This is a genomic window from bacterium, assembly GCA_021372775.1.
Classification (GTDB): Bacteria; Acidobacteriota; Polarisedimenticolia; order J045; family J045; genus JAJFTU01.
In genome coordinates this window covers 27,653-51,739 of sequence record JAJFTU010000196.1, presented here as the reverse complement: position 1 = coordinate 51,739, position 24,087 = coordinate 27,653, and the positions used below count along the sequence as shown (strand labels likewise).

At 72.8% G+C, this 24,087-nt stretch carries 27 protein-coding genes; 24 read left to right on the top strand and 3 right to left on the bottom strand.

The features are described from left to right. The 9 genes from LLG88_06870 to gcvH form a co-directional block, all read left to right on the top strand. The coding region (locus LLG88_06870; protein ID MCE5246627.1) for a DUF5694 domain-containing protein at positions 1 to 246 on the top strand (246 nt) is incomplete at its 5' end. Beyond that, the gene (locus tag LLG88_06865) at positions 243 to 1,169 is read left to right on the top strand and encodes an isoprenyl transferase (protein ID MCE5246626.1); all 927 of its coding nucleotides are present in this window, start codon (positions 243 to 245) and stop codon (positions 1,167 to 1,169) included. The genes LLG88_06870 and LLG88_06865, both read left to right, overlap by 4 nt. After that, positions 1,166 to 1,978, top strand: a complete 813-nt coding sequence (locus LLG88_06860; GenBank protein ID MCE5246625.1) for a phosphatidate cytidylyltransferase — start codon at positions 1,166 to 1,168, stop codon at positions 1,976 to 1,978. Before LLG88_06865 ends, LLG88_06860 begins: the two co-directional genes overlap by 4 nt. A 164-nt stretch (positions 1,979 to 2,142) precedes the next feature. After that, positions 2,143 to 3,270 (top strand): 1-deoxy-D-xylulose-5-phosphate reductoisomerase, encoded by a 1,128-nt coding sequence (locus LLG88_06855; protein ID MCE5246624.1) that lies wholly within the window; start codon positions 2,143 to 2,145, stop codon positions 3,268 to 3,270. Next, positions 3,270 to 4,703: an RIP metalloprotease RseP gene (rseP, locus tag LLG88_06850; protein ID MCE5246623.1), complete on the top strand. Its 1,434-nt coding sequence runs from the start codon at positions 3,270 to 3,272 to the stop codon at positions 4,701 to 4,703. The genes LLG88_06855 and rseP overlap by 1 nt, the downstream gene beginning before the upstream one ends. A gap of 301 nt (positions 4,704 to 5,004) precedes the next feature. Continuing rightward, entirely contained in the window at positions 5,005 to 5,340 is a 336-nt protein-coding gene (locus tag LLG88_06845; protein ID MCE5246622.1) for a helix-hairpin-helix domain-containing protein, read from the top strand. Next, the gene (locus tag LLG88_06840; protein ID MCE5246621.1) at positions 5,337 to 5,933 is read left to right on the top strand and encodes a hypothetical protein; all 597 of its coding nucleotides are present in this window, start codon (positions 5,337 to 5,339) and stop codon (positions 5,931 to 5,933) included. The genes LLG88_06845 and LLG88_06840 overlap by 4 nt, the downstream gene beginning before the upstream one ends. Before the next feature lie 175 nt (positions 5,934 to 6,108). After that, complete coding sequence (gene gcvT / locus LLG88_06835) at positions 6,109 to 7,242, top strand: glycine cleavage system aminomethyltransferase GcvT (GenBank protein ID MCE5246620.1); 1,134 nt, start codon at positions 6,109 to 6,111, stop codon at positions 7,240 to 7,242. Between the two features lie 25 nt (positions 7,243 to 7,267). Next, entirely contained in the window at positions 7,268 to 7,657 is a 390-nt protein-coding gene (gene gcvH / locus LLG88_06830) for a glycine cleavage system protein GcvH (protein ID MCE5246619.1), read from the top strand. Between the two features lie 41 nt (positions 7,658 to 7,698). Here gcvH and LLG88_06825 read toward each other — a convergent pair whose 3' ends face one another. Further along, on the bottom strand, positions 7,699 to 8,304 hold the full coding sequence (locus tag LLG88_06825) for a Maf family protein (GenBank protein ID MCE5246618.1): 606 nt from the start codon (positions 8,302 to 8,304) through the stop codon (positions 7,699 to 7,701). Positions 8,305 to 8,372: 68 nt separating this feature from the next. Here LLG88_06825 and LLG88_06820 point away from each other — a divergent pair, with 68 nt between their 5' ends. Then, complete coding sequence (locus tag LLG88_06820; protein MCE5246617.1) at positions 8,373 to 9,755, top strand: hypothetical protein; 1,383 nt, start codon at positions 8,373 to 8,375, stop codon at positions 9,753 to 9,755. Between the two features lie 73 nt (positions 9,756 to 9,828). Here LLG88_06820 and LLG88_06815 read toward each other — a convergent pair whose 3' ends face one another. After that, positions 9,829 to 10,188: a sigma-70 family RNA polymerase sigma factor gene (locus tag LLG88_06815; GenBank protein ID MCE5246616.1), complete on the bottom strand. Its 360-nt coding sequence runs from the start codon at positions 10,186 to 10,188 to the stop codon at positions 9,829 to 9,831. A 248-nt stretch (positions 10,189 to 10,436) separates the two neighbouring features. Between LLG88_06815 and mutL the strand changes: the two genes are divergently transcribed. From mutL to fabF, 9 genes are all read left to right on the top strand, one after another. Next, complete coding sequence (gene mutL, locus LLG88_06810; protein ID MCE5246615.1) at positions 10,437 to 12,260, top strand: DNA mismatch repair endonuclease MutL; 1,824 nt, start codon at positions 10,437 to 10,439, stop codon at positions 12,258 to 12,260. Positions 12,261 to 12,266: 6 nt separating this feature from the next. Continuing rightward, positions 12,267 to 12,977: a lytic transglycosylase domain-containing protein gene (locus tag LLG88_06805; protein MCE5246614.1), complete on the top strand. Its 711-nt coding sequence runs from the start codon at positions 12,267 to 12,269 to the stop codon at positions 12,975 to 12,977. Positions 12,978 to 12,999: 22 nt separating this feature from the next. Continuing rightward, entirely contained in the window at positions 13,000 to 13,575 is a 576-nt protein-coding gene (locus LLG88_06800; GenBank protein ID MCE5246613.1) for a DUF177 domain-containing protein, read from the top strand. After that, positions 13,576 to 13,761 carry a 50S ribosomal protein L32 gene (gene rpmF / locus LLG88_06795; protein MCE5246612.1) on the top strand — a complete coding sequence of 62 codons (186 nt, stop codon included), beginning with the start codon at positions 13,576 to 13,578 and terminating at the stop codon, positions 13,759 to 13,761. It begins immediately after the preceding gene. Positions 13,762 to 13,841: 80 nt separating this feature from the next. Further along, positions 13,842 to 14,915 (top strand): phosphate acyltransferase PlsX, encoded by a 1,074-nt coding sequence (gene plsX / locus LLG88_06790; GenBank protein ID MCE5246611.1) that lies wholly within the window; start codon positions 13,842 to 13,844, stop codon positions 14,913 to 14,915. Then, on the top strand, positions 14,912 to 15,889 hold the full coding sequence (fabD, locus tag LLG88_06785) for an ACP S-malonyltransferase (protein MCE5246610.1): 978 nt from the start codon (positions 14,912 to 14,914) through the stop codon (positions 15,887 to 15,889). The genes plsX and fabD overlap by 4 nt, the downstream gene beginning before the upstream one ends. 8 nt (positions 15,890 to 15,897) lie before the next feature. Further along, positions 15,898 to 16,659: a 3-oxoacyl-[acyl-carrier-protein] reductase gene (gene fabG, locus LLG88_06780; protein ID MCE5246609.1), complete on the top strand. Its 762-nt coding sequence runs from the start codon at positions 15,898 to 15,900 to the stop codon at positions 16,657 to 16,659. Between the two features lie 43 nt (positions 16,660 to 16,702). Continuing rightward, positions 16,703 to 16,948, top strand: a complete 246-nt coding sequence (acpP, locus tag LLG88_06775; protein MCE5246608.1) for an acyl carrier protein — start codon at positions 16,703 to 16,705, stop codon at positions 16,946 to 16,948. A gap of 3 nt (positions 16,949 to 16,951) precedes the next feature. Next, the gene (fabF, locus tag LLG88_06770) at positions 16,952 to 18,241 is read left to right on the top strand and encodes a beta-ketoacyl-ACP synthase II (GenBank protein MCE5246607.1); all 1,290 of its coding nucleotides are present in this window, start codon (positions 16,952 to 16,954) and stop codon (positions 18,239 to 18,241) included. A 136-nt stretch (positions 18,242 to 18,377) separates the two neighbouring features. Here fabF and LLG88_06765 read toward each other — a convergent pair whose 3' ends face one another. Beyond that, positions 18,378 to 19,457, bottom strand: a complete 1,080-nt coding sequence (locus LLG88_06765) for a hypothetical protein (GenBank protein ID MCE5246606.1) — start codon at positions 19,455 to 19,457, stop codon at positions 18,378 to 18,380. Positions 19,458 to 19,650: 193 nt separating this feature from the next. Between LLG88_06765 and hprK the strand changes: the two genes are divergently transcribed. From hprK to ptsP, 5 genes are read left to right on the top strand one after another with little or no spacing between them, the layout of a single operon-like run. Next, positions 19,651 to 20,625: an HPr(Ser) kinase/phosphatase gene (hprK, locus tag LLG88_06760; GenBank protein MCE5246605.1), complete on the top strand. Its 975-nt coding sequence runs from the start codon at positions 19,651 to 19,653 to the stop codon at positions 20,623 to 20,625. Further along, entirely contained in the window at positions 20,622 to 21,509 is an 888-nt protein-coding gene (rapZ, locus tag LLG88_06755) for an RNase adapter RapZ (GenBank protein ID MCE5246604.1), read from the top strand. Before hprK ends, rapZ begins: the two co-directional genes overlap by 4 nt. A 4-nt stretch (positions 21,510 to 21,513) precedes the next feature. After that, positions 21,514 to 21,924: a PTS fructose transporter subunit IIA gene (locus tag LLG88_06750; protein ID MCE5246603.1), complete on the top strand. Its 411-nt coding sequence runs from the start codon at positions 21,514 to 21,516 to the stop codon at positions 21,922 to 21,924. 5 nt (positions 21,925 to 21,929) lie between these two features. After that, complete coding sequence (locus tag LLG88_06745) at positions 21,930 to 22,199, top strand: HPr family phosphocarrier protein (GenBank protein MCE5246602.1); 270 nt, start codon at positions 21,930 to 21,932, stop codon at positions 22,197 to 22,199. A 1-nt stretch (position 22,200) separates the two neighbouring features. Next, a complete protein-coding gene (gene ptsP, locus LLG88_06740) occupies positions 22,201 to 23,982 on the top strand; it encodes a phosphoenolpyruvate--protein phosphotransferase (GenBank protein MCE5246601.1) in 1,782 nt (593 codons plus the stop codon). The last annotated feature ends 105 nt before the right edge of the window (positions 23,983 to 24,087 follow it).

The window sequence follows — 24,087 nt, the reverse complement described above, 5'->3', positions numbered from 1 at the left end:
GACGTGGACGCGCAGTGGGGCGTTTTCCTGCGCGCGCACCTGAAGAGCGGGGCGGACCGCGGCCGGCTCGCGCTCTGGGAGAACCGGAACCTCAAGATCGCGGCGCGGATCCGCGCCCTGACGGCGCGCTACGTCGGCAAGCGCGTGCTCGTGATCTACGGCGCGGCGCACAAGCCGTTCCTCGACGCGTATCTCGGCGCCTGCGCCGACCTGCAGGTCGTCCAGCCGGAGACGATCCTGAAGTGACCGGACGCGACGGCGGCGCCGCGGGCGCGGGGCGGCGCGGCGACGGGCGGGGGATGGTATCCTCGCCTCGGGACTGCGGAGGGCCGAACGTGACGACGAGCGACCGCGCCGACGGGCGGGCGTCCGACGCGCCGGACGAAGCCGCGCTGCTGGAGGCGATCGACCTCGCCGCGCTGCCGCGTCACGTGGGCGTGATCATGGACGGCAACGGCCGTTGGGCGCGGGCCCGCGGCCTGCCGCGGATCGCGGGGCACCGCGCCGCGATCGCCTCGGTGCGCGAGATCCTCGACGTCTCGGTCCGGCTGGGGGTCGAGGTCCTCACGCTCTACGCGTTCAGCCGCGAGAACTGGTCCCGTCCGCCGGCCGAGGTGCGGGGCCTGATGGCCCTGCTCCGCGAGTATCTCGCCAAGGAGCTCGACGGCATCCACCGGCGGAACGTCCGCTTCCGCGCGATCGGCGCGCTCGAGGACCTCGAGCCGAAGCTGCGCGCCTCGCTGCGCGCGGCCGAGGAGCGGACGAAGGACAACACCGGGCTGACCTTCCTCGTCGCGCTCTCCTACTCCGGGCGCGGCGACATCGTCGAGGCGGCGCGCGCCCTCGCGCGCGACGCGGCCGAGGGACGGCTCGATCCGCGGACGATCGACGAGACGGCGCTCGCGGCGCGGCTCAGCACCGGCGGGCTGCCGGATCCGGACCTCCTCATCCGCACCTCGGGCGAGCTGCGGCTGAGCAACTTCCTGCTGTGGCAGATCGCGTACGCCGAGCTGTGGGTCACCGACGTCCTGTGGCCCGACTTCCGGCGCGTTCATTTCCTTCAGGCGATCGCGGACTATCAGCGCCGCGAACGCCGTTTCGGCAACGTGGGGCCGACGGGCGCGGCGCGTCCGGCGGCGGCCCGCGGCCCGCGGCGGCTCGATTCGTGAAGCGACTCCTGACCGGCCTGTCCCTCGCGGCTTTCGTCATCGTCCTCGTCTGGTTCGCCCCGCCGCCGGCGGTCTGGGCGGCGATCGGCGTCGGCGCGGTCCTCGCGTCGGAGGAAGTGCGGCGGATCCTCGCCGGGATCGGGATGGCGCCGTGGCGCGAGGTGCTCTACCCCGGAACGCTCGCGCTGATCGCGGCGATGATCTGTCCCGCGCAGCCGGTGGCGATGACGCTGGCGACGTTCGCGCTGCTGCTCTTCGCCCGCGCCCTGATGCCGACGCAGCGGCCGGAAGAGGGGATGCACCGGATCGCGGGGACGCTGCTGCCGATGCTGTGGATCGGGCTGTCGCTCGGCCACGTGGCGGCGATGCTGGCCTGGGGGCTCGACGCCGCCGCGGTCGCCCGCGGCCGCTGCCTGATCCTGCTCCTCGCCGGAATCGTCTACATCGGCGACACCTTCGCCCTCTACGGCGGCAAGCTGACCGGCCGGCACAAGCTGGCCCCCGGAATCTCGCCGAAGAAGACCTGGGAGGGGGCGTTCTGGGGGATCGTCGGCTCGGTCGTCTGGGCGCTCGGCGCGCGGGCGACCTTCTTCCGCGACCTGCCGCTCGGGCACGCGATCGGCATGGCCGTCGTCGGCGGCGTCGTCGGCGTGGTCGGCGATCTGGCCGAGTCGCTCCTCAAGCGCGGGGCGGCGGTCAAGGACTCCGGCGCGCTGCTGCCCGGCCACGGCGGCGTCTTCGACCGTCTGGACAGCCTGCTGCTCGCCGCGCCGGTCGTCTACTGGTGGGATCGGCTGCTGCTCCACTGAGCGCGCCGCGGGGCGCGCCGGACGCGCGCCGTCGCCGCGAGAAGCGATCGGGCGAGGGCGGGCGCGCCCCGGTACAATTCGAATCCGCCGCGCGGCCGGCCCGCGCGCCGCCAAGGACCATTCCGTTGCCGCAACGCCTCGTCATCCTCGGTTAGACCGGCTCGATCGGCCGGCAAACGCTCGACGTCGTCTCCCGCAAGCCGGAGGCGTTCGAGGTCGCGGGGCTGGTCGCCGGCCGCAGGACCGACCTGCTCGCGGAACAGATCAAGCGCTTCCGTCCGGTCGCCGTCTCCGTGGCCGACGACGCGGCCGCGGCCGACCTGCGCGCGCGGCTCGGCGCCGAGGCGCCGGAGATCCGCGTCGGCGGAAACGGCGCGGCGGAGGTCGCGGTCGGCTGCGGCGCGGACATCGTCGTCGCGGCGATCGTCGGCGCGGCCGGGCTGGTGCCGACCTTCGCCGCCGCCACCGCGGGGCTCGTCGTCGCCCTCGCCAACAAGGAGACGCTGGTCGCCGCGGGCGAGCTGATGGTCCGCGCGGTCAAGGACAACGGGGCGCGCCTGCTGCCGGTGGACAGCGAGCACAACGCGATCCACCAGTGCCTGCGCTCCGGCGCGCGCGGCGAGGTGCGGCGGCTGATCCTCACCGCCTCGGGCGGGCCGTTCCGCGGGCGGACGCGCGCGGAGCTGGCGTCGGTCACCGCCGACGAGGCGCTGCGCCATCCGACGTGGCGGATGGGGCCGAAGGTCACGATCGACTCGGCGACGTTGATGAACAAGGGGCTGGAGGTGATCGAGGCCCGCTGGCTCTTCGACGTGCCGGGGTCGTCGATCGACGTGCTCGTCCACCCGCAGAGCGCGGTGCACAGCATGGTCGAGTTCAAGGACGGCTCGATCATCGCCCAGCTCGGCGCGGCCGACATGCGCCATCCGATCCAGTACGCGCTGACCTGGCCGGAGCGCCTCGAGGGGGTCGTCGCGCGGCTCGATCTCGCGGCGCTCGGCTCGCTGACGTTCGAGCGGCCCGACCGCGACGCCTTCCGCTGCCTCGACCTCGCCTACCACGCGCTCGCCGCGGGGGGCGACGCGCCGGCGCGGCTCAACGCCGCCGACGAGGTCGCCGTGCGGGCGTTCCTCGACGGGCGGATCGGGTTCCTCGACATTCCGGAGCTTCTGCAGCGGGTCTTGGATAGCGAGCCGACGAATCCGATCGTCGAGCTCGAGGACGTTCTGTCCGCCGACCGGCGGGCGCGCGAGGCCGCGCGCGCGATCCTCGCGGCCCTGCCGAGTCGATGATGAGCGCCCTCGTCGGTTTCCTCGCCACCGCCTTCTACTTCGTGCTGGTCCTCGGGATCCTCGTCTTCATCCACGAGTTCGGGCACTTCCTCGCCGCGAAGGCGTTCGGCGTGCGGGTCGAGGTCTTCTCGCTCGGCTTCGGGCGGCGGGTCGTCGGCTTCAAGCGCGGCGAAACCGACTACCGCCTCGCGGCGATCCCGCTCGGCGGCTACGTCAAGATGTCGGGCGAGTTCGGCGCGGAGGACGACAAGGCGCCGGACCCGAAGTTCTTCACCTCGAAGCCGCGCTGGCAGCGCCTGATCGTGATGCTCGCCGGGCCGGCGATGAACGTCGTCCTCGCGCTCGTGCTTTGGACCGGGCTGTTCATGCACGGCACCGAGGTGCCGGACCTGCCGGACGGCCCGCCGGTCGTCGAGCGGACGGAGGCGGGCTCGCCGGCGGAGAAGGCCGGCCTGCAGCCGGGGGACGTGATCGTCGAGCTCGCCGGAAAGAAGATCGACTCGATCGACGACTACGAGACCGAGCTGATCTTCCACCCGGGCAAGGAGGTCGTCTACGGGCTGCGGCGCGGCGGGAAGGGCGTCGAGGCGCGCGTCGCCGTCGCCGCGCATCCGCGCTTCGGCACCGGCTGGGACGGCGTGCGGCCGCGGATCCCGATCATCGTCGGCGACGTCGTGCCGGGCGCTCCCGCCGAGAAGGCCGGCCTAGCGAAGGGGGACCGGATTCTCGAAGTGGACGGGCGCGCGCCGGCCGGGATCGAGGCGGTCAGCAAGCTGATCAACGCCGGCGGCGCGACCGTGGCGATGACGGTCGAGCGCGGCGGAAAGACGATGACGATCGACGTCGCGCCGCAGCAGAAGGGCGCGTCGCGGATGATCGGCATCTCCGTCGGCGCCGCGCGGCGGCTGGTGCGCTACTCCTTCGGTCAGGCGGCGCTCCAGTCGGGGGAGTACGCCTGGAAACAGGCGGGGTTCCTCTTCCGCACGATCGGGGCGCTGCTCAAGCGCGACGTCGGCCTCAGCGTGATGTCGGGGCCGATCGAGATCGCCCGCGCGTCGCGCGAGCAGGCGCAGGCGGGGTTCGTCGCCTTCGTCGCCTGGATCGCCTTCATCTCGCTGCAGCTCGGCATCTTCAACCTCGTGCCGCTGCCGGTGCTCGACGGCGGGCACGTGGCGATTCTGGCGATCGAAGGGGCGGTCCGCCGCGATCTGCCGCTGGTGGTCAAGGAGCGGATTCTGCAGATCGGCTTGGTGCTGCTCCTCGCGCTGGCGGCGGTCGTGATCTTCCAGGACATCGGGAAGATCTTCGGGCGGCGCGAGCCGCCGCCGGCCGCGGCCGCCGAAGCGCCGGCCAAGCCCGCCGCGCCGAGCGCGCCCGCGGCGCCGGCCAAGCCCGCGCCGGCGCCGACGCCGAGTCCGCAGCCCGCGAAGTAGCGCTTCGTCCCGTTCGCCGCGAAAGCCCCGACGCCCGCCGCCGGGGCTTTCGCGCGTTCGGCGCGCCCCGGGCTCGCTTGTCCGCGGCGCGGAGGGCCTTGCGCGTGCGGCGTGTCGCGGGCTCGCACGTCCGCGGCGCGCGGCTCGTCGTCCGCGGTGTCCGGTGTCCGTCCGGCGTCCGTCTGCCGGCGGACGAACGCGGGGCGCGGCGCGCCGGAAGTCCGCGCCGCTCCGCGCGGCACGCCCCTTGCGTTTCCTCCCGGCGGGCGCCGCGCGCGACGCGGCGCCGAAGGGAGGACACGTGAAGAAGCTGCTGGTCGTCGCCGCTCTCGTTCTCGCCGCGCTCGCCGCGGCCCCGCAGGACGCCTCCGCGGGCGCCTCGCGCAAGGGCGCCTCCGCCGCGGCCGCCGCCGTCGCCGCGGGGCCGGTGGACGTCAACGCCGCCTCGGCCGAAGAGCTGGACAGCCTGCCGGGAATCGGCCCCGCGCTGGCCAAGCGGATCATCGACTACCGTCAGGAACACGGCCCGTTCGCCAAGGTGGACGACCTCCTCGCCGTGAAGGGGGTCGGGCCGAAGATGCTCGCCAAGATCCGCGACCGGCTGACGATCGGCGCGCCGAAGGAGAAGGCGAAGTGACGCTTCGGCGCGGCGACGGGGGGCGCACGCTGCTCGAGCTGCTGCAGGCCCTGGCCGTCTTCTCGCTGGTTTGCGGCGTCGCCGCGGCGGGCCTCGCGCCCGCCGCGGGGGGGCGCGTCGCGGAGGCCGGCGCGCGGGCGCTCGCCGCGCGCCTCTCCGGCCTCGCGGCGCGGGCCGTCGCCGAGAACCGCGAGACGGCGCTCGTCTTTCCGGCCGCGGCGAGCGAGCCGCTGCGGGAGGCGGCGGACGGCGGCCGCGACGGCGTGACGCGGCGCGGCGTCGAATCGGGGGGCGATCCGTCCGGTCCGCCCTTCACGCTCGCCTCCGAGGCCGAAGGGGCGCGGATCGCGCTTCCGGCGTGGGACTCGTTCCCCGATCCGGCCGGCGGCGCGGCGGTGCGGCGCGGGGACGCGCCGGTCCGTTGCGGCGCGGCGCGGATGTTCGTCTTCGATCCGGAGGGCCACGCCACCCCCGGAACGGTTTTCGTCGGCGACGGGGGAGATTCTCTCTGCGCGGTCGTCGTCGCCGGGGGCGGGGCGCGCGTCCGCGTGCTCTGCTACGACCGCGCCGCGCGGTGCTGGCGGCGGCGCTGACCGGCGCCGCCGCCTCGCGGCGCGCGGCGCGCGGCCGCGCGCGTTGCCGCGCCCGCGCGTCGGGTGCTACGATCCGACCTCACCCGCTCGTCGATCGGCCGCCGGCCCTCCCGGACCCGCGGCCCCGCGTGCCACTCGATCCCGCCTCCCCGGCGGGAACGCGCAGAGGTCGGGAATGGACAACGGAAACGCCACCGGCGGGAGCCTGCTGCGGACCCCGCTCTACGAGCGCCACGCCAAGCTCGGCGCGAAGCTCGTCCCCTTCGCCGGCTGGGAAATGCCGGTCCAGTACACGGGCGTCATCGAAGAGCACAAGGCCGTGCGCTCCGCGGCCGGGCTGTTCGACGTCAGCCACATGGGCGAGTTCGAAGTGCGCGGCCCCGGCGCCGGCGCCTTCCTCGACCACGTCACGCCGTCGCGCATCTCCGCGCTCGACGACATGCGCGCCCAGTACACCGCGCTGACGACGCCCCAAGGCACGTTCGTCGACGACTTCATCGCCTACCGCGTCTCCGCGGAGCGGATCCTCCTCGTCGTCAACGCCTCGAATCTCGCCAAGGACTGGGCGTGGTTCAACGAACAGGCGAAGGGGTTCGACGTCGAACTCGTCAACCTGTCCGACGAGACGGCGCTGCTCGCGTTCCAGGGGCCGAAGGCGCTGAAGATCGTCGCAGGCCTCGCCGAAGGGTTCGACGCGCTGGCCGTGAAGTACTACCACCTCGCGGTGGGCAAGGTCGCCGGCTGCGACGTTCTGGCCGCGCGCACCGGCTACACCGGCGAACTCGGCTACGAACTGTTCGTGAAGAACGAGGACGCGGGCCGTCTGTGGGACGCGCTCCTCGACGCCGGCAAGGAGTTCGGCGCGATGCCGGCCGGCCTCGGCGCCCGCGACACGCTGCGGCTCGAGGCGGCGATGCCGCTCTACGGCAACGACATCGACGACCAGCACACCGTGCTCGAGGCGGGCCTCGAGTGGGTCGTGGACTGGACGAAGCCCGAGTTCCTCGGCCGCGCGCCGCTGGCCGCGCAGAAGGAAGCCGGCCTCAAGCGAGTGCGCTGCGGCTTCGAGATCAAGGGGAAGGGGATCGCGCGCCACGGCGCCGACGTGCTCGTCGGCGGCGAGGTCGTCGGCCCCGTCACCTCCGGGACGTTCGCGCCCTGGGTGGAGAAGGCGATCGGCATGACCTACCTGCCGCCGGCCGCCGCCCAGCCCGGCACGCCGTTCGAGATCGACGTCCGCGGCCGGCGCCTGCCCGCCGAGGTCGTCCCGCTGCCGTTCTACACGCGTCCCAAGAAGAAGAAGCAGTAACCCACGAGCCAAGAAGGAGGTCCGCATGCCGCGGCCTGAAGACTGCCTGTACACGAAGGACCACGAGTGGCTGCACGTCGAGGGCGAGTTGGCGCGCGTCGGCATCACCGACTTCGCGCAGAACGAGCTGGGCGACATCGTCTACGTCAACATGGGCGAGGCGAACCGCTCGGTGAAGGCCGGCGACGAAATGGGCGAGATCGAGTCGGTCAAGGCCGTGGCGCAGGTCTACGCGCCGGTCGCCGGCGAGATCGTCGAGATCAACCCCGGCCTCGACTCGGCCCCGGACAGCGTCAACCACGACCCGATCGGCGAAGGCTGGCTCGTGATGATGAAGCCGGCCGACCCCGCCGAGCTGAAGGGGCTGATGGACCACGCGGCCTACGCGAAGTACCTCGCGGAGGCGGCGCACTGAATTGCGCGGGCCCCGCTTCGCGGCGGGGCCCGCTTTTCTCCTCAGCGCCCGTCGAGCGCCGGGCCGGCGAGGCCGGCGGCGGCGGCGAGCCGTCGCACGACCTCCAGCGGCAACCCGACGACGTTGCTCGCCGAGCCGCGGATCTCCTCCACGAACCAGCCCGCCGCGCCCTGCAGCGCGTAGCCGCCCGCCTTGTCGTACGGCTCGGCGCCCGAGACGTAGCGCTCGATCTCGTCGTCCGCGACGGGGGCGAAGCGGACCCTCGTGCGGGCCGCCTCGCACCATTCGGCGCCGTCGGGCGCGCGGAGCGCGACGCCGGTGACGACGTCGTGCCAGCGGTCGGCCAGCAGCTCGATCATCGCGCGCGCCTCCGCGGCGTCGCGCGGCTTGCCCAGCACCTTGCGGCCCACGACGACGACCGTGTCGGCGGCGAGGACGTGCCGGCCCGGACGGAGCGCGGCGGCGGCCGCCGCCTTCGCGCGGGCGAGGCGGAGCGCGCAGGCGGCGCCCCGCTCGCCGCGGAGCGGCGCCTCGTCGATCGCGACGGACGTCGCCTCGAACGGCAACCCGACGCGGCGCAACAGTTCGCGGCGCCGCGGCGAGGCGGAAGCGAGCAGCAGCGGCGCGGCGTTTGCGGCCTGATTCACGTTCCCGACCCTTTCTTTGCGCGCCTTGGGGCGCCGGCCTATTCTGACCGAGGACGAACCCAACCGCGATGATCGCCTTCGCCGTGCAGAGCAAGCGCCCCGCGCCCCACCTCGCCAGCGGCGCAGCGGGGCGGTCGCGGCGCCGTTGGTTCGGCGCCGCGTGCGCGCTCGCTTTGTCGTGCGGCGGCGCCTTCGCCGCCGGCGCGCCTCCGCACGCCGTGCTCCTCTTCACCGGCGGGGTCAAAGGGTGCCTCGAGGATCCGGGGCTGGCCCGCGCGCCGGGCGGCGGGATCGACCGCCGCGCCGGCTTCGTCAATCAACTGCGGCGGCGCTGGCCGACGACGGCGGTCGGGGTCCTCGACGCGGGCGACTTCGCCGACGCGCCGGGCCCGGCCGGCGAGCTGCGGACCCGCGCCATCGTCCACTCGATGAACCTCATGGGCTACGCGGCCGCCGGGGTCGGGGAGCGCGAGCTCGCGCTCGGCGCGGAGCTGTTCCAGCAGATCGCCGAGGCGGCGCAGTTCCCGTTCGTCGCCACGAACCTCGTGCGGGCCCGCGACGGCGCGCCTTGGCTCTCGCCGAACGCCGTGGTGCGCCTCGGCGGGATCAAGTTCGCGGTCTTCAGCGTCGTGCGCCACAACCCGGCGATGAGGCTGCCGCTGCCGGACGGCGACGCGGTCGAGACGATCGACCCGGTGCTGGCGCTGCAGCGCTACGTGGGGCGCGACGCGACCCAGATGACCGTCCTGCTCACCGACCTGCCGGTCGAGGACGCGCGGTTCCTCGCGCGCCGCGTGCCGGGGATCGACCTGATCCTCGGGGCGCACGGCGGGCGGATCACCCCCGGCCCGATCGCCGAGGGCACGACCTTCATCGTCTACGCCGGCGGGGAGGGACGCTACGTCGGCCAGGTCGAGGTCCATCGCAGCGGACCGTCGTCGATTCCGGACATCGGCGCGCGGGTGGCGAGCCTCTCCGCCGACGTGCCGGCCGAGCCGACCGTGACGAGCTTCGTCGCCGAGGTCCTGGCGCGGGCGCGCGAGCTCGAGCGGCGCGGCCGCGGGCGTCCCGAGGGGCCGCGCACCTTCCTCGGCCCGAGCGCCTGCCTGCCGTGCCACGAGCCGATCGTGAAGGAGTGGCGCGGCACCGAGCACGCCAAGGCCTACCAGACGCTGGCCCGCCGCGGGTCGTTCTCGCCCCGCTGCGCCGCCTGCCACGTCACCGGCTGGGGGCAGGCGGGCGGGTTCGCGGACCCCGGCGCGTCGCCGCACCTGCTCGACGTCTCGTGCGAGGCCTGCCACGGCCCGGCGGCGGACCACGTCCGCCAGCCCGCGCGGCCCTACGGCAAGATCTCGATCGCCAACTGCACGTCCTGCCACACGCCGGAGATGGACGCCGGGTTCAACTACTACGAGGACGTCCAGCTCGTCCGCCACAGCCAGGCCCGCTGAGCCGCGGCGGGGCGGGGCGAAATGAAAAGGCCCGCCGGACGGCGGGCCTTGCGGTCTTCAATTGTGGGGGGGCTCAGCCAAGGTTGAGCTGAAGCTGCGTGCGGAGGGTGCCCAGCCGCTCGCGGAGCTTCATCTTGGCTTCCTTTTCCAGCTGGCGGACGCGTTCGCGCGACAGGCCCAAGATCTTGCCGATCTCTTCGAGAGTCATCTCGTCGTTGCCCATGACGCCGAACCGCTTGAGGAGGATCAGACGCTCCCGTTCCGGCAGCTCTTCGAGCGCCTGACGGGTGATCTGGACCAGCTCCTTCTTGTACACGTCCTCTTCCGGCCGAGCCGTGCCGGGATCTTCCATCAGCTGGGACAGGCGCGTTTCGCCGTCGTGATCGACGAAATCGTCGAGCGACTTCTCTTTGAGCAGCCAAGGGATGTACATCTCGTGTCCTCGCTATGGAAAAGGGGGTTGCCCCTCTTTATGCAAGTGAGGTGCCAGCGAAAACGGCCCGAAACCGCCGGAAACCGACTCCGGCGCGCGCCACTTTGGCGCGACGAACCCCCTTCGTGCCCAATTGGCCTAGTTTACGAAAGGGAACGGTTCGGTTTGCCGGCCCGGAACGTTGCGCGCCGGAGGCGCGGTTGGCTCGACGGACGGTCGAGGATAACCTCATTTCGTGGAGGCGTCCCATGGGCCGGATTCACGTCCTGCCGCCCGCCCTCGCCGACCGGATCGCCGCGGGCGAGGTCGTCGAGCGGCCGGCGGCGGTCGTCCGCGAACTGATCGACAACGCCCTCGACGCGGGGGCGGGACGGATCGACGTCGACCTGGAGACGGGGGGGATCGACCTCGTCTCGGTCGCCGACGACGGCTCGGGGATGGCGCCCGAGGACGCCGCGCTCGCCTTCGCCCGGCACGCGACGAGCAAGATCCAGGACGGCGCCGACCTCGACGCCGTGCGGACGCTCGGCTTCCGCGGCGAGGCGCTGGCGGCGATCGGGGCCGTGGCGCGCGTCGAGCTGGTGACCTGGCCGCGCGGCGGCGACGCCGGCTCGCGCGTCGTCGTCGAGCGGGGCGAGCGGCTGGAGGAAGGGCCGGCCTCGCGCGCCCCCGGCACGACCGTCGCGGTGCGCGGCCTCTTCGCCGGCATCCCCGCCCGGCGCAAGTTCCTCAAGGCGCCGGGGACGGAACTGGAGCATTGCCTCGCCGCCGCGCAGCGGGCCGCCCTGGCCCGCTTCGAGGTCGGCTTCAAGCTGCGCCAGAAGGGGCGGGATCTGCTCGCCGCGCCGCCGGCGGCCGACCCCGGGGCGCGCCTCGCCGACGTCCTCGGCGGGCGCTGGGCCGAGGGACTCACCCCGGTCGAGCACGACCGGGGCGAGATCGTCGTGCGGGCGTGGGCGGGGCGGACCGACGTCCATCGCCCGACGCGGGACGGCGTCCATCTCTTCGTCAACCGCCGCCCGGTGCGCGACCCGGTGTTGATGCGGGCTGTCAACGACGCCTACCGCGACCTGCTGCCCCCGGGCCGCTTCCCGGTCGTCGCGCTCTATCTCGAGCTGCCGCCGCACGAGGTGGACGTCAACGTCCATCCCGCGAAGTCGGAGGTCCGCTTCCGGCGCCCCTCGGAGATCCGCGCCGCGATCCTCGACGCCCTGGCGAAGGCGCTGGGGCGCCGCGCGTCCATTCCCTACTTCGGCGGGGGACGCTGGAGCGCGCCGCCTTCGGCCGACGGCGGACCCGACGGGTCGGCGCAGGGCGTCTTCGCCGCCGGGTGGGCGCCCGCCGCCTTCGCCGGATCGGGCGGGACGGCGCCCGGCGAAGACGGACCCGCCGGTGTCTCGGGAGCGGGCGGAACGGCGCTCCGCGACGGCGAGGCCGCCGCGGCTTGGGACGCGGGCGTCGCGTCGGCCGGCGGGCCGGGCGCGGCCGCCGCGCCGCCGCGGGTCCGCGCCCTCGCCCAGTACCGGAACTGCTACATCGTGGCCCAGGACGAGAAGGGGCTTCTTGTCGTGGACCAGCACGTGGCCCACGAGCGGATGATCTACGAGCGGCTGCTGGCGCAGTTCGACGGCGGGCCGCTGCCGCGGCAGCGGCTGCTCTTCCCGCTGACCCTCGAGGTCGGCCCGGCCGCGGCGGAGTTGGTCGGGCGGCGCGCGGCGGAGCTGACGCGGATCGGGTTTTCGGCCGAGCCGTTCGGCCCGACGACGGTCGTCCTGCGGGAGGCCCCGTCGATCCTCGGCCGCGGCGTCGGCGAGGACGAGTTCCGCGCCGTCCTGGCGCGTCTGGCCGAGGAGGACCGCGCCGGGGCGGTCGATCTCTTCCAGCACCTTCTGGCCACGGTCGCCTGCCATTCGGCCGTGCGGAAGGGGATGCCGCTGCCGCTGGAGAAGCTCGACTACATCCTGCGCGGCCTCGACGCCTGCGCCGCCCCGTCGCACTGCCCGCACGGCCGCGTGATTTCGCTGCGGATCGACCTCTCGGCGCTCGACCGCGGGTTCGATCGCGTATCCTGAGGCGCGATGCGGATCCCGCCCCTCGCGCTACTCCCTCTCGCCCTCGCCGCGCTGGCCGCGGCGGGCGGGGAGGCGCGCGCCGCGCAACGGGTGACGTTCCGCGACTTCCGCACGCTCGTCGTCGAGGAGGTCGCCTTCGCCGGCGAGTCGGCCGAACTCACCCTGCGGGGCGGGGGACGGGCCGAAGTGGCGCGGGCGTCGGTCCTCGCCGTGGACGAGTACGTCCCGCCCCCCGAGCCGGCGGACGGTCCGCCCGCCGCCGCGGAGCCGGTCGGGCCGCCCGCGCCGACCTGGCGCGACCGGGCCGGCGCCCACGCCGCGGCGATCGAAAAGGCGTCCCGCGCCTGCCGCGTCGATCCGGCCGTGCTGACCGCCATGGCGCTCGTCGAGTCCCGCTTCGACCGCTTCGCCGTCAGCCGCAAGGGCGCCCGTGGCGTGATGCAACTGATGCCGGCGACGGCGCGCACCCTCGCCGTGCGGGACGTCTGGGACGCGGAGGAGAACATCTCCGCCGGGGCGCGCTTCCTGCGCCGCCTGCTCGACGCCTCGGGGGAACGGCTCGATCTCGCGTTGGCGGCCTACAACGCGGGCGAGGACGCGGTCCGGCGCGCGGGGGGGATTCCGGACTATCCTGAAACGCGGGCCTACGTCGCGCAGGTCCGCCGCTTGGCCGCCGCCCTGGGGGCCGGTTTGCCCCGGGGTGCGGCGCTGCTATAATCCGCGCGCCTCGAGGGGAACCATGCTGTTTGACCTCAGCGATTTGGACCCACGAGGGGTCGAACTGGACCGCGTCGTCGCCGTCCCGCCTTTCGCCTACGAAGGGGACGATGTTGAATGCGGCCCCGTGCGGCTGGTCGGGACGCTTCGCCCGACCCGGCGAGGGATCGAGTTCGCGGCCGAGTTCGAGACGGTCGCGAAGCTTCGCTGCTCCCGCTGCCTCGCGCCGGTCGAACTCTCCCTCGGGGAACGGTTCCGCCTCTTCCTCGTTCCGCCGCCGGCGGAAGCGGAGGACGAGGCGGTGGTCGAGCCGATCCCGGACGACGACCCCGACGCGGTGGATCTTTTCCCGCTCGACGGGCCGGTCGTGGACCTCGCGGAGGTCGCCCGGGAGCAGGTGGACTTGGCTCTGCCGCTGCGCGTGCTTTGCCGCGACGACTGCCGCGGGCTTTGCCCCGGCTGCGGCGCGGACCTGAACCGCGAGGCGTGCCGCTGCACTTCGGTCGGCGGCGACGAGCGCTTCGAGGGGCTCGCGCGGTTGAAGGACGCACTGGTTAAGAAGCGGACGGGGGAAGACCCCTCCGCAGGGAGATCGTAAATGCCCAATCCCAAGCGGCGTCATTCCAAGGCCCGGCGCGACAAGCGCCGCGCCCACGACGCGCTGGCCACGCCGTCGCTGTCCCGTTGCCCCAACTGCCAGGAGCTCAAGCTCCCGCACCGCGTCTGCCCCTCCTGCGGCTACTACAAGGGGCGCGAAGTCGTCGAGACCGAGCAGAACGGCTGACCTCGACCACTCGATGAAACCGCGGATCGCAGAAGGCGCCCCCGGCGGCGGCCGCATGCCGCACCGGGGCGCGCGGCGTCATGACTGAGACGTCGGCGTCCGTCGTCCCCGGCGTGGAGCGCGCGCTCGCGCTCGACGCGATGGGCGGGGACTACGCGCCGGCGGAGATCGTGCGCGGCGGCGTCGCCTTCGCGCGCGAGACGGGGCGGCGCGTCCTCCTCGTCGGACGCCGCGAGGCGATCGAGCCGGAACTGTCCGCGGCGAAGGCCGGCGACGCGCCGGTCGAGATCGTCGAGGCGTCGGAAGTCATCGGCTTCGAGGACCACATCGCCGCGGTCCGCAGCAAGCGCGATTCGTCGCTGCACGTCGGCGCGCGTCTGGTGCGCGACGGCAAGGCGGCCGGCTTCGTCTCCGCCGGCCACACCGGCGCGATGATGGCGATCTGCAAGACGGTCCTCGGCGTGATCCGCGGCGTGGACCGGCCGGCGCTGCCGGCGCCGCTGCCGCGGCTCGACGGCGGCCGGGTGATCATCGTCGACGCCGGCGCCAACCTCGCCTGCAAGGCGGAGCACCTGCGCCAGTTCGCGGTGATGGGCTCGCACTACTGCCGCCGCGTCTTCGGCGTTCCCTCGCCGAAGGTCGCCTTGCTCAGCGTCGGCGAGGAAGACTCGAAGGGGAACGAGGTCGGGCGCGAGGCGGCGGAGCTGCTGCGCGCCTCCTCGCTCGAGTTCGTCGGGAACATCGAAGGGAACAGCCTTCTGTCGGGGCGCGCCGACGTCGTCGTCTGCGACGGCTTCGTCGGCAACGTCGCGCTGAAGGTCGCGGAGGGGGTCGCCGAGACGGTCGGCGGAATGCTGCGCAGCGAGTTGACGCGCCGCCCGTGGCGGCTGCCGCTCGCGGCGTGGTTGCGGAGCGTGATGCGCCCGCAGTGGCGGCGCCTCGACTACGCCGAGGTCGGGGGCGTGCCTCTCTTGGGTTTGGCGCGCGCGGCGGTCGTCGCGCACGGCCGTTCCTCGGCGAAGGCCACGGCCAACGCGCTGCGCGTGTGCGAGGCCGTGGTGGCGGGGGGAATGATCGAACAAATTGCCGGCGAGTTCGCCGCGGCCGCGGCCGCGGCCGGGGTTGGGGCGCCGGCGACGGGAGTTGCCCGATGAGCGGAGGAACGCGTTGGGCGGCCTTGTTCCCCGGGCAGGGGAGCCAGACTGTGGGGATGGGGCGCGCCTTGGCCGAAACGTGGCCCGAGGCGGCGGAGGTCTTTCGCACCGCGGACGAGGTGCTGGGCGAGCCGCTCTCGAAGCTGATCTTCGAGGGGCCGGACAGCGACCTGCGCCTCACGCGGAACACGCAGCCGGCGCTGCTCACGGTGTCGATCGCGGCGTGGCGCGTGCTCGAGAAGCGCGTGCCGCAGCCGATCGTCGGCGCCGGGCACAGCCTGGGCGAGTACTCGGCCCTGACCGCCGCGGGCGTGCTGAAGCTCGAGGACGCGCTGCGGGCCGTGCGGCTGCGCGGCGACGCGATGCAGGACGCCGTCCCGCCGGGCGAAGGCGCGATGGCGGCGATCATCGGCCTCGACGCCGCGGCGGTGGAAGAACTCTGCCGCGAGGCGGCGGGGGACGAAGTCCTCGTTCCCGCGAACTTCAACGCCCCCGACCAGATCGTCATCGCCGGCTCGGCAGGCGCGGTCGAGCGGTTCATGCAGCTCGCTCCGGGACGCGGCGCGAAGCGCTGCGTGCCGCTCCCCGTGTCCGCCCCCTTCCACAGCCCGCTGATGCGCCCCGCCGCGGAGCGGCTGGCGAACTTCCTCGCCGGCGTCGAGTTCCACGAAGGGCGCTTCCCGATCGTCGCCAACGTGGACGCCCAGCCGGTGATGGGGGGCGAGGCCTCGCGCGAGCGGCTGATCAAGCAGGTCGCGGCGCCGGTCCGCTGGGTCGAGGGGAGCCGCAAGCTCGAGGAGGACCACGCGGCGACGATGGGGGTCGAGATCGGCCCCGGACGCGTCCTGACGGGGCTCTCGCGGCGGATCAACGACCGGCTGAAGGTCGCGCCGTTCTTCGAGCCGGAAGACCTCGAGAAGACGATCGCGCGCCTCGCCGCGGAAGGCGAGGCGGCGGCGAAGGAGACGGCGTGAGCGAAGGGATGCGCTGGCCGGGGCTCGCCGGCAAGCGGGCGCTCGTCACCGGCGGGACGCGCGGCATCGGCCGCGCGGTCGCGGAGACGCTCGTCCGCTCGGGCGCCGAAGTCGTGCTGACCGGGCGGAGCGAGGAGTCCGCGGCGCGCGTCGCGGCGGAGATCGCGGCGGCCGAGGGCGGGAAGGCGCGCGGGATCGCGCTCGACCTCTCGCAGCCGGCCGAAGCCCTCGCGCGGTTGGAGGCGCTGGCCAAGGAGACGAAGGACGACGGCGGCGTGCCGCTGGTCGTGCTGAACGCCGGGATGACCAAGGACGGCCTGCTGATGCGGATGCCGCTGGCGGACTGGAACGCCGTCCTCGACGCCAACCTCACCGGGGCGTTCGTGGTGACAAGGGCGCTCGCTCCGGGTATGATCCGCAACCGCTTCGGGCGGATCGTGGCCATCTCGAGCGTCGTGGCCCGGATGGGCAACGCCGGGCAGACCAACTACGCCGCGTCGAAGGCGGGGATTCTCGGGTTCGTGCGCTCGTTGGCCCGCGAACTCGGGTCCCGGAACGTGACCGTGAACGCGGTCGCTCCGGGGTACGTGGAGACGGACATGACCCGCGCGCTGTCGGAGGAGCAGCGCGGCAAGTTGCTGGGCCTGGTTCCGTTGGGCCGCTTGGGGCGTCCCGAAGACATCGCCGCGTCCGTGGCGTTCCTGCTGTCCGACATGGCGGCGTACGTCACCGGCGAGGTCCTCGACGTGAACGGCGGCATGGACATGTGACTTCCGGGCGCCCGAAGGGACGCCCTCATTGGAGGCAACACAGATGGCTTCTCGCGAAGAGATCCAGGGCAAGGTCGTCGACATCATCGCCAAGAGCTTCAAGCTCGATCCCTCGGCCGTGACGCTGGAGAAGTCGTTCCAGGACGACCTGGGCGCCGACTCGCTGGAGATCGTCGAGTTGGTGATGGCCCTCGAGGAAGAGTTCGGCATCGAGATCTCGGACGAAGAGGCCGAGAAGATCAAGACCGTGGGCAACGCGGTCGAGTTCATCGCGTCCCACCAAGGCTGAGCCGTGCCCGCCGCCGAGATCAAGACGGCGCGCCGGGTCGCGGTGACGGGGCTCGCGGCGATCTCGCCCTTGGGGCTGGACGCCGCGGCCACCTTCGCCGCGTTGATGGACGGGCGCTCGGGCATCGGGCCGATCACGCTCTTCGACGCCGGGAAGTTCTCCTCCAAGATCGCCGGCGAGGTGCGCGGCTTCGACCCCGAGCAGTGGATGGAGGCGCGCGACGTCAAGAAGGTCGACCGCTTCCTCCACTTCGCCATGGCGGCCGCCAAGCAAGCGATCGACGACTCGCGGCTCGACCTCGAGGCCGAGGACCGCGAGCGGATCGGCGTCGTCATCGGCTCCGGGATCGGGGGGCTGTCGCTCCTCGAGGCGCAGCACAAGATCCTCCTCGAGCGCGGCCCCGGCCGGATTTCCCCGTTCTTCATTCCCGGCATGATCATCAACATGGCCAGCGGAATGGTGGCGATCGCCCACGGCCTCAAGGGGCCGAACTGCGCCACCGTGACCGCCTGCGCTACGGGCAACCACGCGATCGGCGAGGCGCTCCGGCTGATCCAGCACGGGGACGCGGACGTCGTCGTCGCCGGCGGCGCCGAGGCGGTGATCACGCCGCTCGCCGTGGGCGGCTTCTGCGCGCTGCGCGCCCTCTCGACGCGCAACGACGAGCCGGAGCGTTCCTCGCGGCCGTTCGACAAGAACCGGGACGGCTTCGTGATGGGCGAAGGCGCCGGGTTGGTCGTCGTCGAGGAGCTCGAACGCGCCAAGGCCCGCGGGGCCCACATCTACTGCGAACTCGCCGGCTTCGGCATGAGCGGCGACGCCTACCACATGACGGCGCCGTGCGAGGACGGCGACGGCATGGTCCGCGTGATGCGGGCCGCGCTGCGCGACGCGGGCATGCAGCCCGAAGAGATCGACTACGTCAACGCCCACGGCACGTCCACCCCGACGGGGGACGTGATCGAGGCGCGCGCCGTGCGGCGGGCCTTCGGGGCCGCGGCCGACCGGCTCTACGTCTCCTCGACCAAGTCGATGACCGGGCACCTGCTCGGCGCGGCGGGCGGGCTCGAGGCGGTCGTGACCGCCCTCGCGCTCGAGAGCGGCAAGATCCCGCCGACCGCCAACCTCGACGAGATCGATCCGGAGATCGCCGACCCCGAGAAGGGGATCGGCCTCGCCGCGGAGCGGTTCGTGCCCAACAAGGGGATCGAGGTCCCGCTGCGGGCCGCGATGTCGAACAGCTTCGGCTTCGGCGGCACCAACGCGACGATCATCCTGCGCCGGCTCGACTGAGCGCGCCGAAGTTCGGATTCGTTGGAAAGCGCCCCGCTTGCGGGGCGCTTTCCGTTTATGACCCGGGCGCGCGCATCGAAGAAGAGCCCCCGCCGCGGGCCGCGCGGCGGGGGCTCTCCGAACGCCCGGAAAGGGCTCAGACCTCGGGGAAGAAGTACGGCCCGAGGCACTGGACCCGCTTGTCGTACGTTTCCTTGTCCAAGTACCAGCAGGTCGCGGCGACCGAGGAGAGGAGCGGGTTGCCGTCCTGCGGGGTGAAGCAGAAGCCGACGACTTCCCAGCCGCTCTCGGTCTCGCGGACGGCGATCGTCTGCTCGATGATGACCGTCTGGTTGAGGATGCGGCCGAAGTGGCCGTGGTCGCGCCCGAACGAGAAGACGGAGTTGGCCGACTTCTTGTGGGTCATGGCGATCCGGTCGTTGGCGCGCAGCCGCTGGATGACGTCCTCCACGGTGCACTTGTTCTTCAGCGTCAGCGAGAACCAGATCGTGTGCATGTACTGGGAGTTGATCTTCAGCGCCGAGCTGAAGAGGTTGAGGTCGTAGCCCAGCGTCTGGAAGAGGTGCCAGGCGTCGCGGGCGTGGTGCGTGCCGAACTTCTTGTCCTTGTGGCTGCCGACTTCCGGCGCGGGGACGTAGGAGCCGTCCTGCGAGATGTCGTTGGCGCGGCGGATGCAGACGAAGCGCCCGTTGACGAGGTTCGACGGGCCGCCGTCGGCGAGCGCGATGGCGTGCACGAGGACCGACACGTTGTGCGTGTTGCAGGAGACGACCTGCAGGAACTGGTCGGCGTCGCGGTCGAGCGCGGCGTCGTTGATCCCGCGCGCGTACGGCTTGCCGAAGCCGAACTCCGACCCCTGGGCGATGAAGCCGAGGGTGTTGTGCTTGAAGCGTTCGTAGTAGTCGACCTTGTTCTGGGAGCCGACGCCGGATGGAGTGCAGTCGATGACGACCGACGCGCGGTCGAGAGCCTCGTGCGTTTCGAGTTCGGGATGGAGGCCGATCTCGCGGAAGGCGTCGAAGGCTTTGGAGTCGGTGACGAAGCGCGCGCCGCGGCGGATCAGGTTGGCGACCTTGGAGCGGTCGGTCAGCAGCGGGGTGCGCTTGTGGAACGTGACTTCGTCGATGCCGAGCTGGTCCTTGAACGCGACGAGAAGGCCGATGAGCGGTTCGCCGATGGTGCCGGTCCCTACGATGTGCACGATCTTTTGGCTCATATTTCGATCTCCTCCCTCTGACGCCTTAAGCGCGAGGGCGAAAGCATAGCCGTGCGCTAGGGGCGGAAGACCGCCCGTCAAGGTACGGTCAGGATACACCAGCGGCTTGACACATTTGAAGCGCGGAAACTAGCATAGAGAGGGCGATCCAGCGGTCAGACGACAGTCCGTCCATCAAGGGGCTTTGGGCCAAGTGAGCGCGCGCGCCGACGAGCGGGAAGCACCGACTCTGCAGGAGTTCATCGCCGCGCTCGCGCCGCGGTTCGCGGTCAGCGCGCTCTGCGGCGGCGACCGGCTGGACCGCGCGATCCGCAGCGTCGCGATCCAGAAGCCCGGCCTCGTCCTGACCGGCCTCTTCCAGTACTACCACGTCGATCGGCTGCAGGTCATCGGCCGCAGCGAGCTCCGCTTCCTCGAGGAGATCGGTCCCGAGCGCGCGGCCGGCATCTGCGCGCGGCTCTGCGATCCCGCCGTGCCGGCGCTGCTCCTCGTCTCGGGGCTCGAGGCGCCCGAGCCGCTGCTCGCCGAGGCGCGCCGCGCCGGCGTGCCGATCCTCTTCACCGAGGCGACCGCCGCGCAGGTGATGGAGCTCGGCACCCACTACCTCGCGATGCGCATGGCCCCGCGGGTGCGGGTCCACGGCACGCTGATGGACCTCTACGGGCTCGGCGTCCTGATCGTCGGCGACTCGGGGCTGGGCAAGAGCGAGTCGGCGCTCGAACTCGTGACGCGCGGCCACCGCATGGTCGCCGACGACGCCGTGGACATCCGGCTGGTCGAGGACACGCTCTTCGGCGCCGCGCCGGAGCTGACGCGCCACGTGATGGAGGTGCGCGGCCTCGGCATCGTCAACGTCCGCGAGATGTTCGGCGTCGGCGCCGTGCGCGACGAGAAGGCGGTGGAGATGGTCGTCCGCCTCTTCCGTTCGGAGAGCGCGCCGTGCGACCGCCTCGGCTCGGACCGGAAGCTCTGGCCGGTGCTCGGGCAGTCGCTCCCGCTGGTCGAGATCCCCGTCGCCCCGGGACGAAACCTGGCCGTCCTCGTCGAGATCGCGGCGCGCCGCCAGCTGCTGCTGCTGCGCGGCCACGACGCGTCGCGCGACCTGCAGCGGCGGCTCGCCTCCCGGCTCGCCCCGCCCGAAGGCGGGGACGAGGAGCCGCGTCCATGACCCACGTCGTGGTGATCACCGGCCTCTCCGGTTCGGGGAAGACGCTCGCCCTGCGCTGCCTCGAGGACATGGGGCACTTCGCGGTGGACAACCTCCCCGTGCCGCTGACCGAGTCGTTCATCGACCTTTTGGCGCGCGGCGAGGGGAGCGAGCCGTCCGGCGCGATGGTCGTGGACGTGCGGGAGGGCCGGCACCTCGAGCCGTTCCCCGAGTTGCTGGCGCGGCTGCGCGAGCGGACGGACGTCCAGCTCACGGTGATCTTCTTCGAGGCGCGCGAGGACACGCTGGTCCGCCGCTTCTCGGAGAGCCGCCGCCCGCACCCGCTGGCGCAGGAGCGGGGCCTCCCGCTGGCCGCGGCGATCGCCGCGGAGCGGAAGCTGCTCGCGCCGCTGCGCCAGGTGGCCGACCGCGTCGTCGCCTCGGACGACATGACGCCGCACGAGCTGCGCCGCGTGGTGCAGGAAGCCCTCTCCGGGGCCTCGCTGCTCCTCTCGCTCAACTGCCACATCGTCTCGTTCGGCTTCAAGTACGGCCCGCCGAAGGACGCCGACATGCTCTTCGACGTGCGCTTCCTCCCCAACCCGTTCTTCGTGCCGGAGCTGCGCGGCAAGGACGGCCGGGGGGCGGAGATCAACCGCTATCTGGAAGCGCAGCCCGATTACGGGCAGTATCTGTCGCTGACGGAGGGGCTCCTCGCCTTCGTCATGCCGCGGTTCGTCGCCGAAGGGAAGAGCTACCTGACCATCGGCGTCGGCTGCACCGGCGGGCGGCACCGCTCGGTGGCGGTCGCCGAGCGGCTGGGGCGGTTCCTCGCGCAGTCGGGCTTCCCCGTGACCGTCACCCACCGCGACGTCGAACGCGAGGCGGAGCGGGTGAAAGGATGACCGAATGATCGGCCTCTTGGTCGTAACGCACGGCGGCCTCGCCGCGGAGCTCGTGGCGGCGGCGCGGCGGATCGTCGCCCAGCCGGGCGCGATCGCCGGCTTGGCGATCGACTGGGACAGCGACGTCGGCGACAGCCGGCGGAAGATCCAGGAGTCGCTGGAGGCGCTCGACCAAGGCGACGGCGTGATCATCGCGACCGACATGTTCGGCGGCACGCCGACCAACGTCGCGCTGACGTTCCTCGAGCCGGGGAAGGTCGAGGTCGTCACCGGCGTCAACCTGCCGATGGTCATCAAGTTCACCAACCTGCGCGAGCAGAAGGACCTGGCCGAGACCGCCCGGATGCTGGCGGCGCGGGGCCGCGGCGCGATCACCGTCGCCGGCGAGATCCTCGCCGGCAAGCAGGAGGGCTGAGGGCGGTGGCCGAGCGGAACGTCATGATCGTCAATCAGCTCGGGCTGCACGCGCGGGCGGCGGCGAAGTTCGTCGACCTCGCCTCGCGCTACCGCGCGAACATCGAGATCGTGCGCGGCGGCGACTGCGTCGACGGGAAGTCGATCCTCGGGCTGCTGACGCTCGCCGCGCCGCGCGGAACGCAGCTCACGCTCCTCGCGAACGGGCCGGACGCGGGCGAGGCGCTGGAAGCGCTGGCGCAGCTCGTCGGCGGGCGGTTCGGAGAGGAGCGCTGACGTGCCCGCGCTGAAGGGAACCGCCGTCTCCGCGGGGATCGCGCTCGGCAAGGCGCTCGTCGTCGGCCGCTGGGAAGTCGCCGTTCCGCGCTACCAGCTCGCTCCCGGCGCCGCGCGCGCGGAGCTGCGCCGCTACTGGCAGGCGCGCCGCACCTGCGCGGAGGAGATCCACGCGCTGCGCGAGCAGACGGCGACGTCGGTCGGCGCGCAGTACGCGGCGATCTTCGACGCCCACCTCGCGATCCTCGAGGACCGCAAGCTGCGGCGCGACGTGATGACGAAGATCCGCGACCAGCGGATGAACGCCGAGTGGGCGCTCGCCGCCAGCGCGGGGAAGATGGTCGCGGCGCTGCAGCAGGTCGAGGACCCCGTGCTGCGCGAGCGCGGTCTCGACGTGAAGGACGTGCTGGACCGGCTGCTGCGCGTCCTCGGCGGCGGCGCGAACCGGCACGCGCGCGAGCTCGACCTCTCCGAAGACACGATCATCGTCGCCCACTCGCTCTCGCCGTCCGACGCCATCTGGCTGCACCAGCCGCGGATCGTCGGGTTCGTGACCGAGGCGGGCGGCCCGACCTCGCACACCGCGATCCTCGCCAACGCGCTCGAGATCCCCGCCGTGCTCGGCGTGGAGGGGGCGACGTCGAAGATCGGCGACGGCGAGCCGCTGGTCGTGGACGGCCTGCACGGCAACGTGATCCTCCACCCGACGCCGGGCGTCGCGGCCGCCTACCGGCGCGAGCGCGAGGCGTGGCGGGAGTACGGGCAGGGGACGCGCGGCGCCGACGGGCCGGTCGAGACGCAGGACGGCGCGGCGACGCGCCTCCTCGCCAACATCGAGTTCCCCGAGGAGATGGCCACCGTGGCGCGGATCGGCGCCCACGGCGTCGGCCTCTACCGCTCGGAGTTCCTCTTCCTCTCCGTCGCCCCGAACGTGCCGGACGAGGCCGACCACTACGACGCCTACCGGCGGATCGCCGAGGCGGCGGGGCCGCGGCAGGTCGTGATCCGCACGCTCGACCTCGGCGGCGAGAAGTACTTCCACCAGGTGCTCGAGGCGGGCGAGGCGAACCCGGTCCTCGGGCTGCGCGCGGTCCGCTTCTGCCTCTCGCGCCCCGACATCTTCCGCCCGCAGGTGCGCGGCCTGCTGCGCGTCGCCGCGGAGTACGGCAACGTCTCGATCCTCGTGCCGATGATCTCCGGCGTCGAGGAGTGGCGGCAGGTGCGGGCGTTCATCGAGGAGACGCGCGCGACGCTGGAGGCGGAAGGGCTCGTCTTCCACGCCAAGGTGCCGCTCGGCGCGATGATCGAGATCCCCGCCGCGGCGATGGTCTCCGACCACCTGGCGCGCGAGGCGGACTTCTTCTCGATCGGCACCAACGACCTGATCCAGTACACCGTGGCCTGCGACCGCGGCAACCGGCGCGTGTCGTACCTCTACGACCCGTGGCACCCCGGCGTGCTGCGGATGCTCGAGCGCACGATCGCCGCCGGCCGCGCGGCGGGGATTCCGGTCGCGCTCTGCGGCGAGATGGCCAGCGACCCGCTCGGCGCGCTGACGCTGCTCGGGCTGGGGCTGCGGGAGTTCTCGTGCAACCCGCTGGCGCTGCCGAAGGTGCGGACCGCCCTCCGCGCCGCCTCGGCCGAGGACGCCGCGCGCTCGCTCGCGGCCGCGCTGAAGCTCCCCTCGGGGTTCGAGATCCGCGCGTTCCTCGAGGAGGAGTTCCGCTTCGTCCTCGCCGCGCAGCCCCCGGCGCCTCGCCGCCGCTCGGCCGAAGGGCCCTGATCCGGCGTCGTTCGCGCCGGCGAGCCGGTCGCGCCCCGCACGAACGCAACTCCCCGCAGCCGCCTCCGCGCGGCTCGGGCTAGAATCTGCCTCAGCACCGAGCAA

What these genes read in the sequence shown, in the direction of transcription:
- rseP (MCE5246623.1), top strand. Translation starts at nt 3,270, where the DNA reads ATGAGCGCCCTCGTCGGTTTCCTCGCCACCGCCTTCTACTTCGTGCTG.
- gcvT (MCE5246620.1), top strand. Translation starts at nt 6,109, where the DNA reads ATGGACAACGGAAACGCCACCGGCGGGAGCCTGCTGCGGACCCCGCTC.
- gcvH (MCE5246619.1), top strand. Translation starts at nt 7,268, where the DNA reads ATGCCGCGGCCTGAAGACTGCCTGTACACGAAGGACCACGAGTGGCTG.
- LLG88_06820 (MCE5246617.1), top strand. Translation starts at nt 8,373, where the DNA reads ATGATCGCCTTCGCCGTGCAGAGCAAGCGCCCCGCGCCCCACCTCGCC.
- LLG88_06815 (MCE5246616.1), bottom strand. Translation starts at nt 10,188, where the DNA reads ATGTACATCCCTTGGCTGCTCAAAGAGAAGTCGCTCGACGATTTCGTC.
- mutL (MCE5246615.1), top strand. Translation starts at nt 10,437, where the DNA reads ATGGGCCGGATTCACGTCCTGCCGCCCGCCCTCGCCGACCGGATCGCC.
- LLG88_06805 (MCE5246614.1), top strand. Translation starts at nt 12,267, where the DNA reads ATGCGGATCCCGCCCCTCGCGCTACTCCCTCTCGCCCTCGCCGCGCTG.
- LLG88_06800 (MCE5246613.1), top strand. Translation starts at nt 13,000, where the DNA reads ATGCTGTTTGACCTCAGCGATTTGGACCCACGAGGGGTCGAACTGGAC.
- rpmF (MCE5246612.1), top strand. Translation starts at nt 13,576, where the DNA reads ATGCCCAATCCCAAGCGGCGTCATTCCAAGGCCCGGCGCGACAAGCGC.
- plsX (MCE5246611.1), top strand. Translation starts at nt 13,842, where the DNA reads ATGACTGAGACGTCGGCGTCCGTCGTCCCCGGCGTGGAGCGCGCGCTC.
- fabD (MCE5246610.1), top strand. Translation starts at nt 14,912, where the DNA reads ATGAGCGGAGGAACGCGTTGGGCGGCCTTGTTCCCCGGGCAGGGGAGC.
- fabG (MCE5246609.1), top strand. Translation starts at nt 15,898, where the DNA reads ATGCGCTGGCCGGGGCTCGCCGGCAAGCGGGCGCTCGTCACCGGCGGG.
- acpP (MCE5246608.1), top strand. Translation starts at nt 16,703, where the DNA reads ATGGCTTCTCGCGAAGAGATCCAGGGCAAGGTCGTCGACATCATCGCC.
- LLG88_06765 (MCE5246606.1), bottom strand. Translation starts at nt 19,457, where the DNA reads ATGAGCCAAAAGATCGTGCACATCGTAGGGACCGGCACCATCGGCGAA.
- rapZ (MCE5246604.1), top strand. Translation starts at nt 20,622, where the DNA reads ATGACCCACGTCGTGGTGATCACCGGCCTCTCCGGTTCGGGGAAGACG.
- LLG88_06750 (MCE5246603.1), top strand. Translation starts at nt 21,514, where the DNA reads ATGATCGGCCTCTTGGTCGTAACGCACGGCGGCCTCGCCGCGGAGCTC.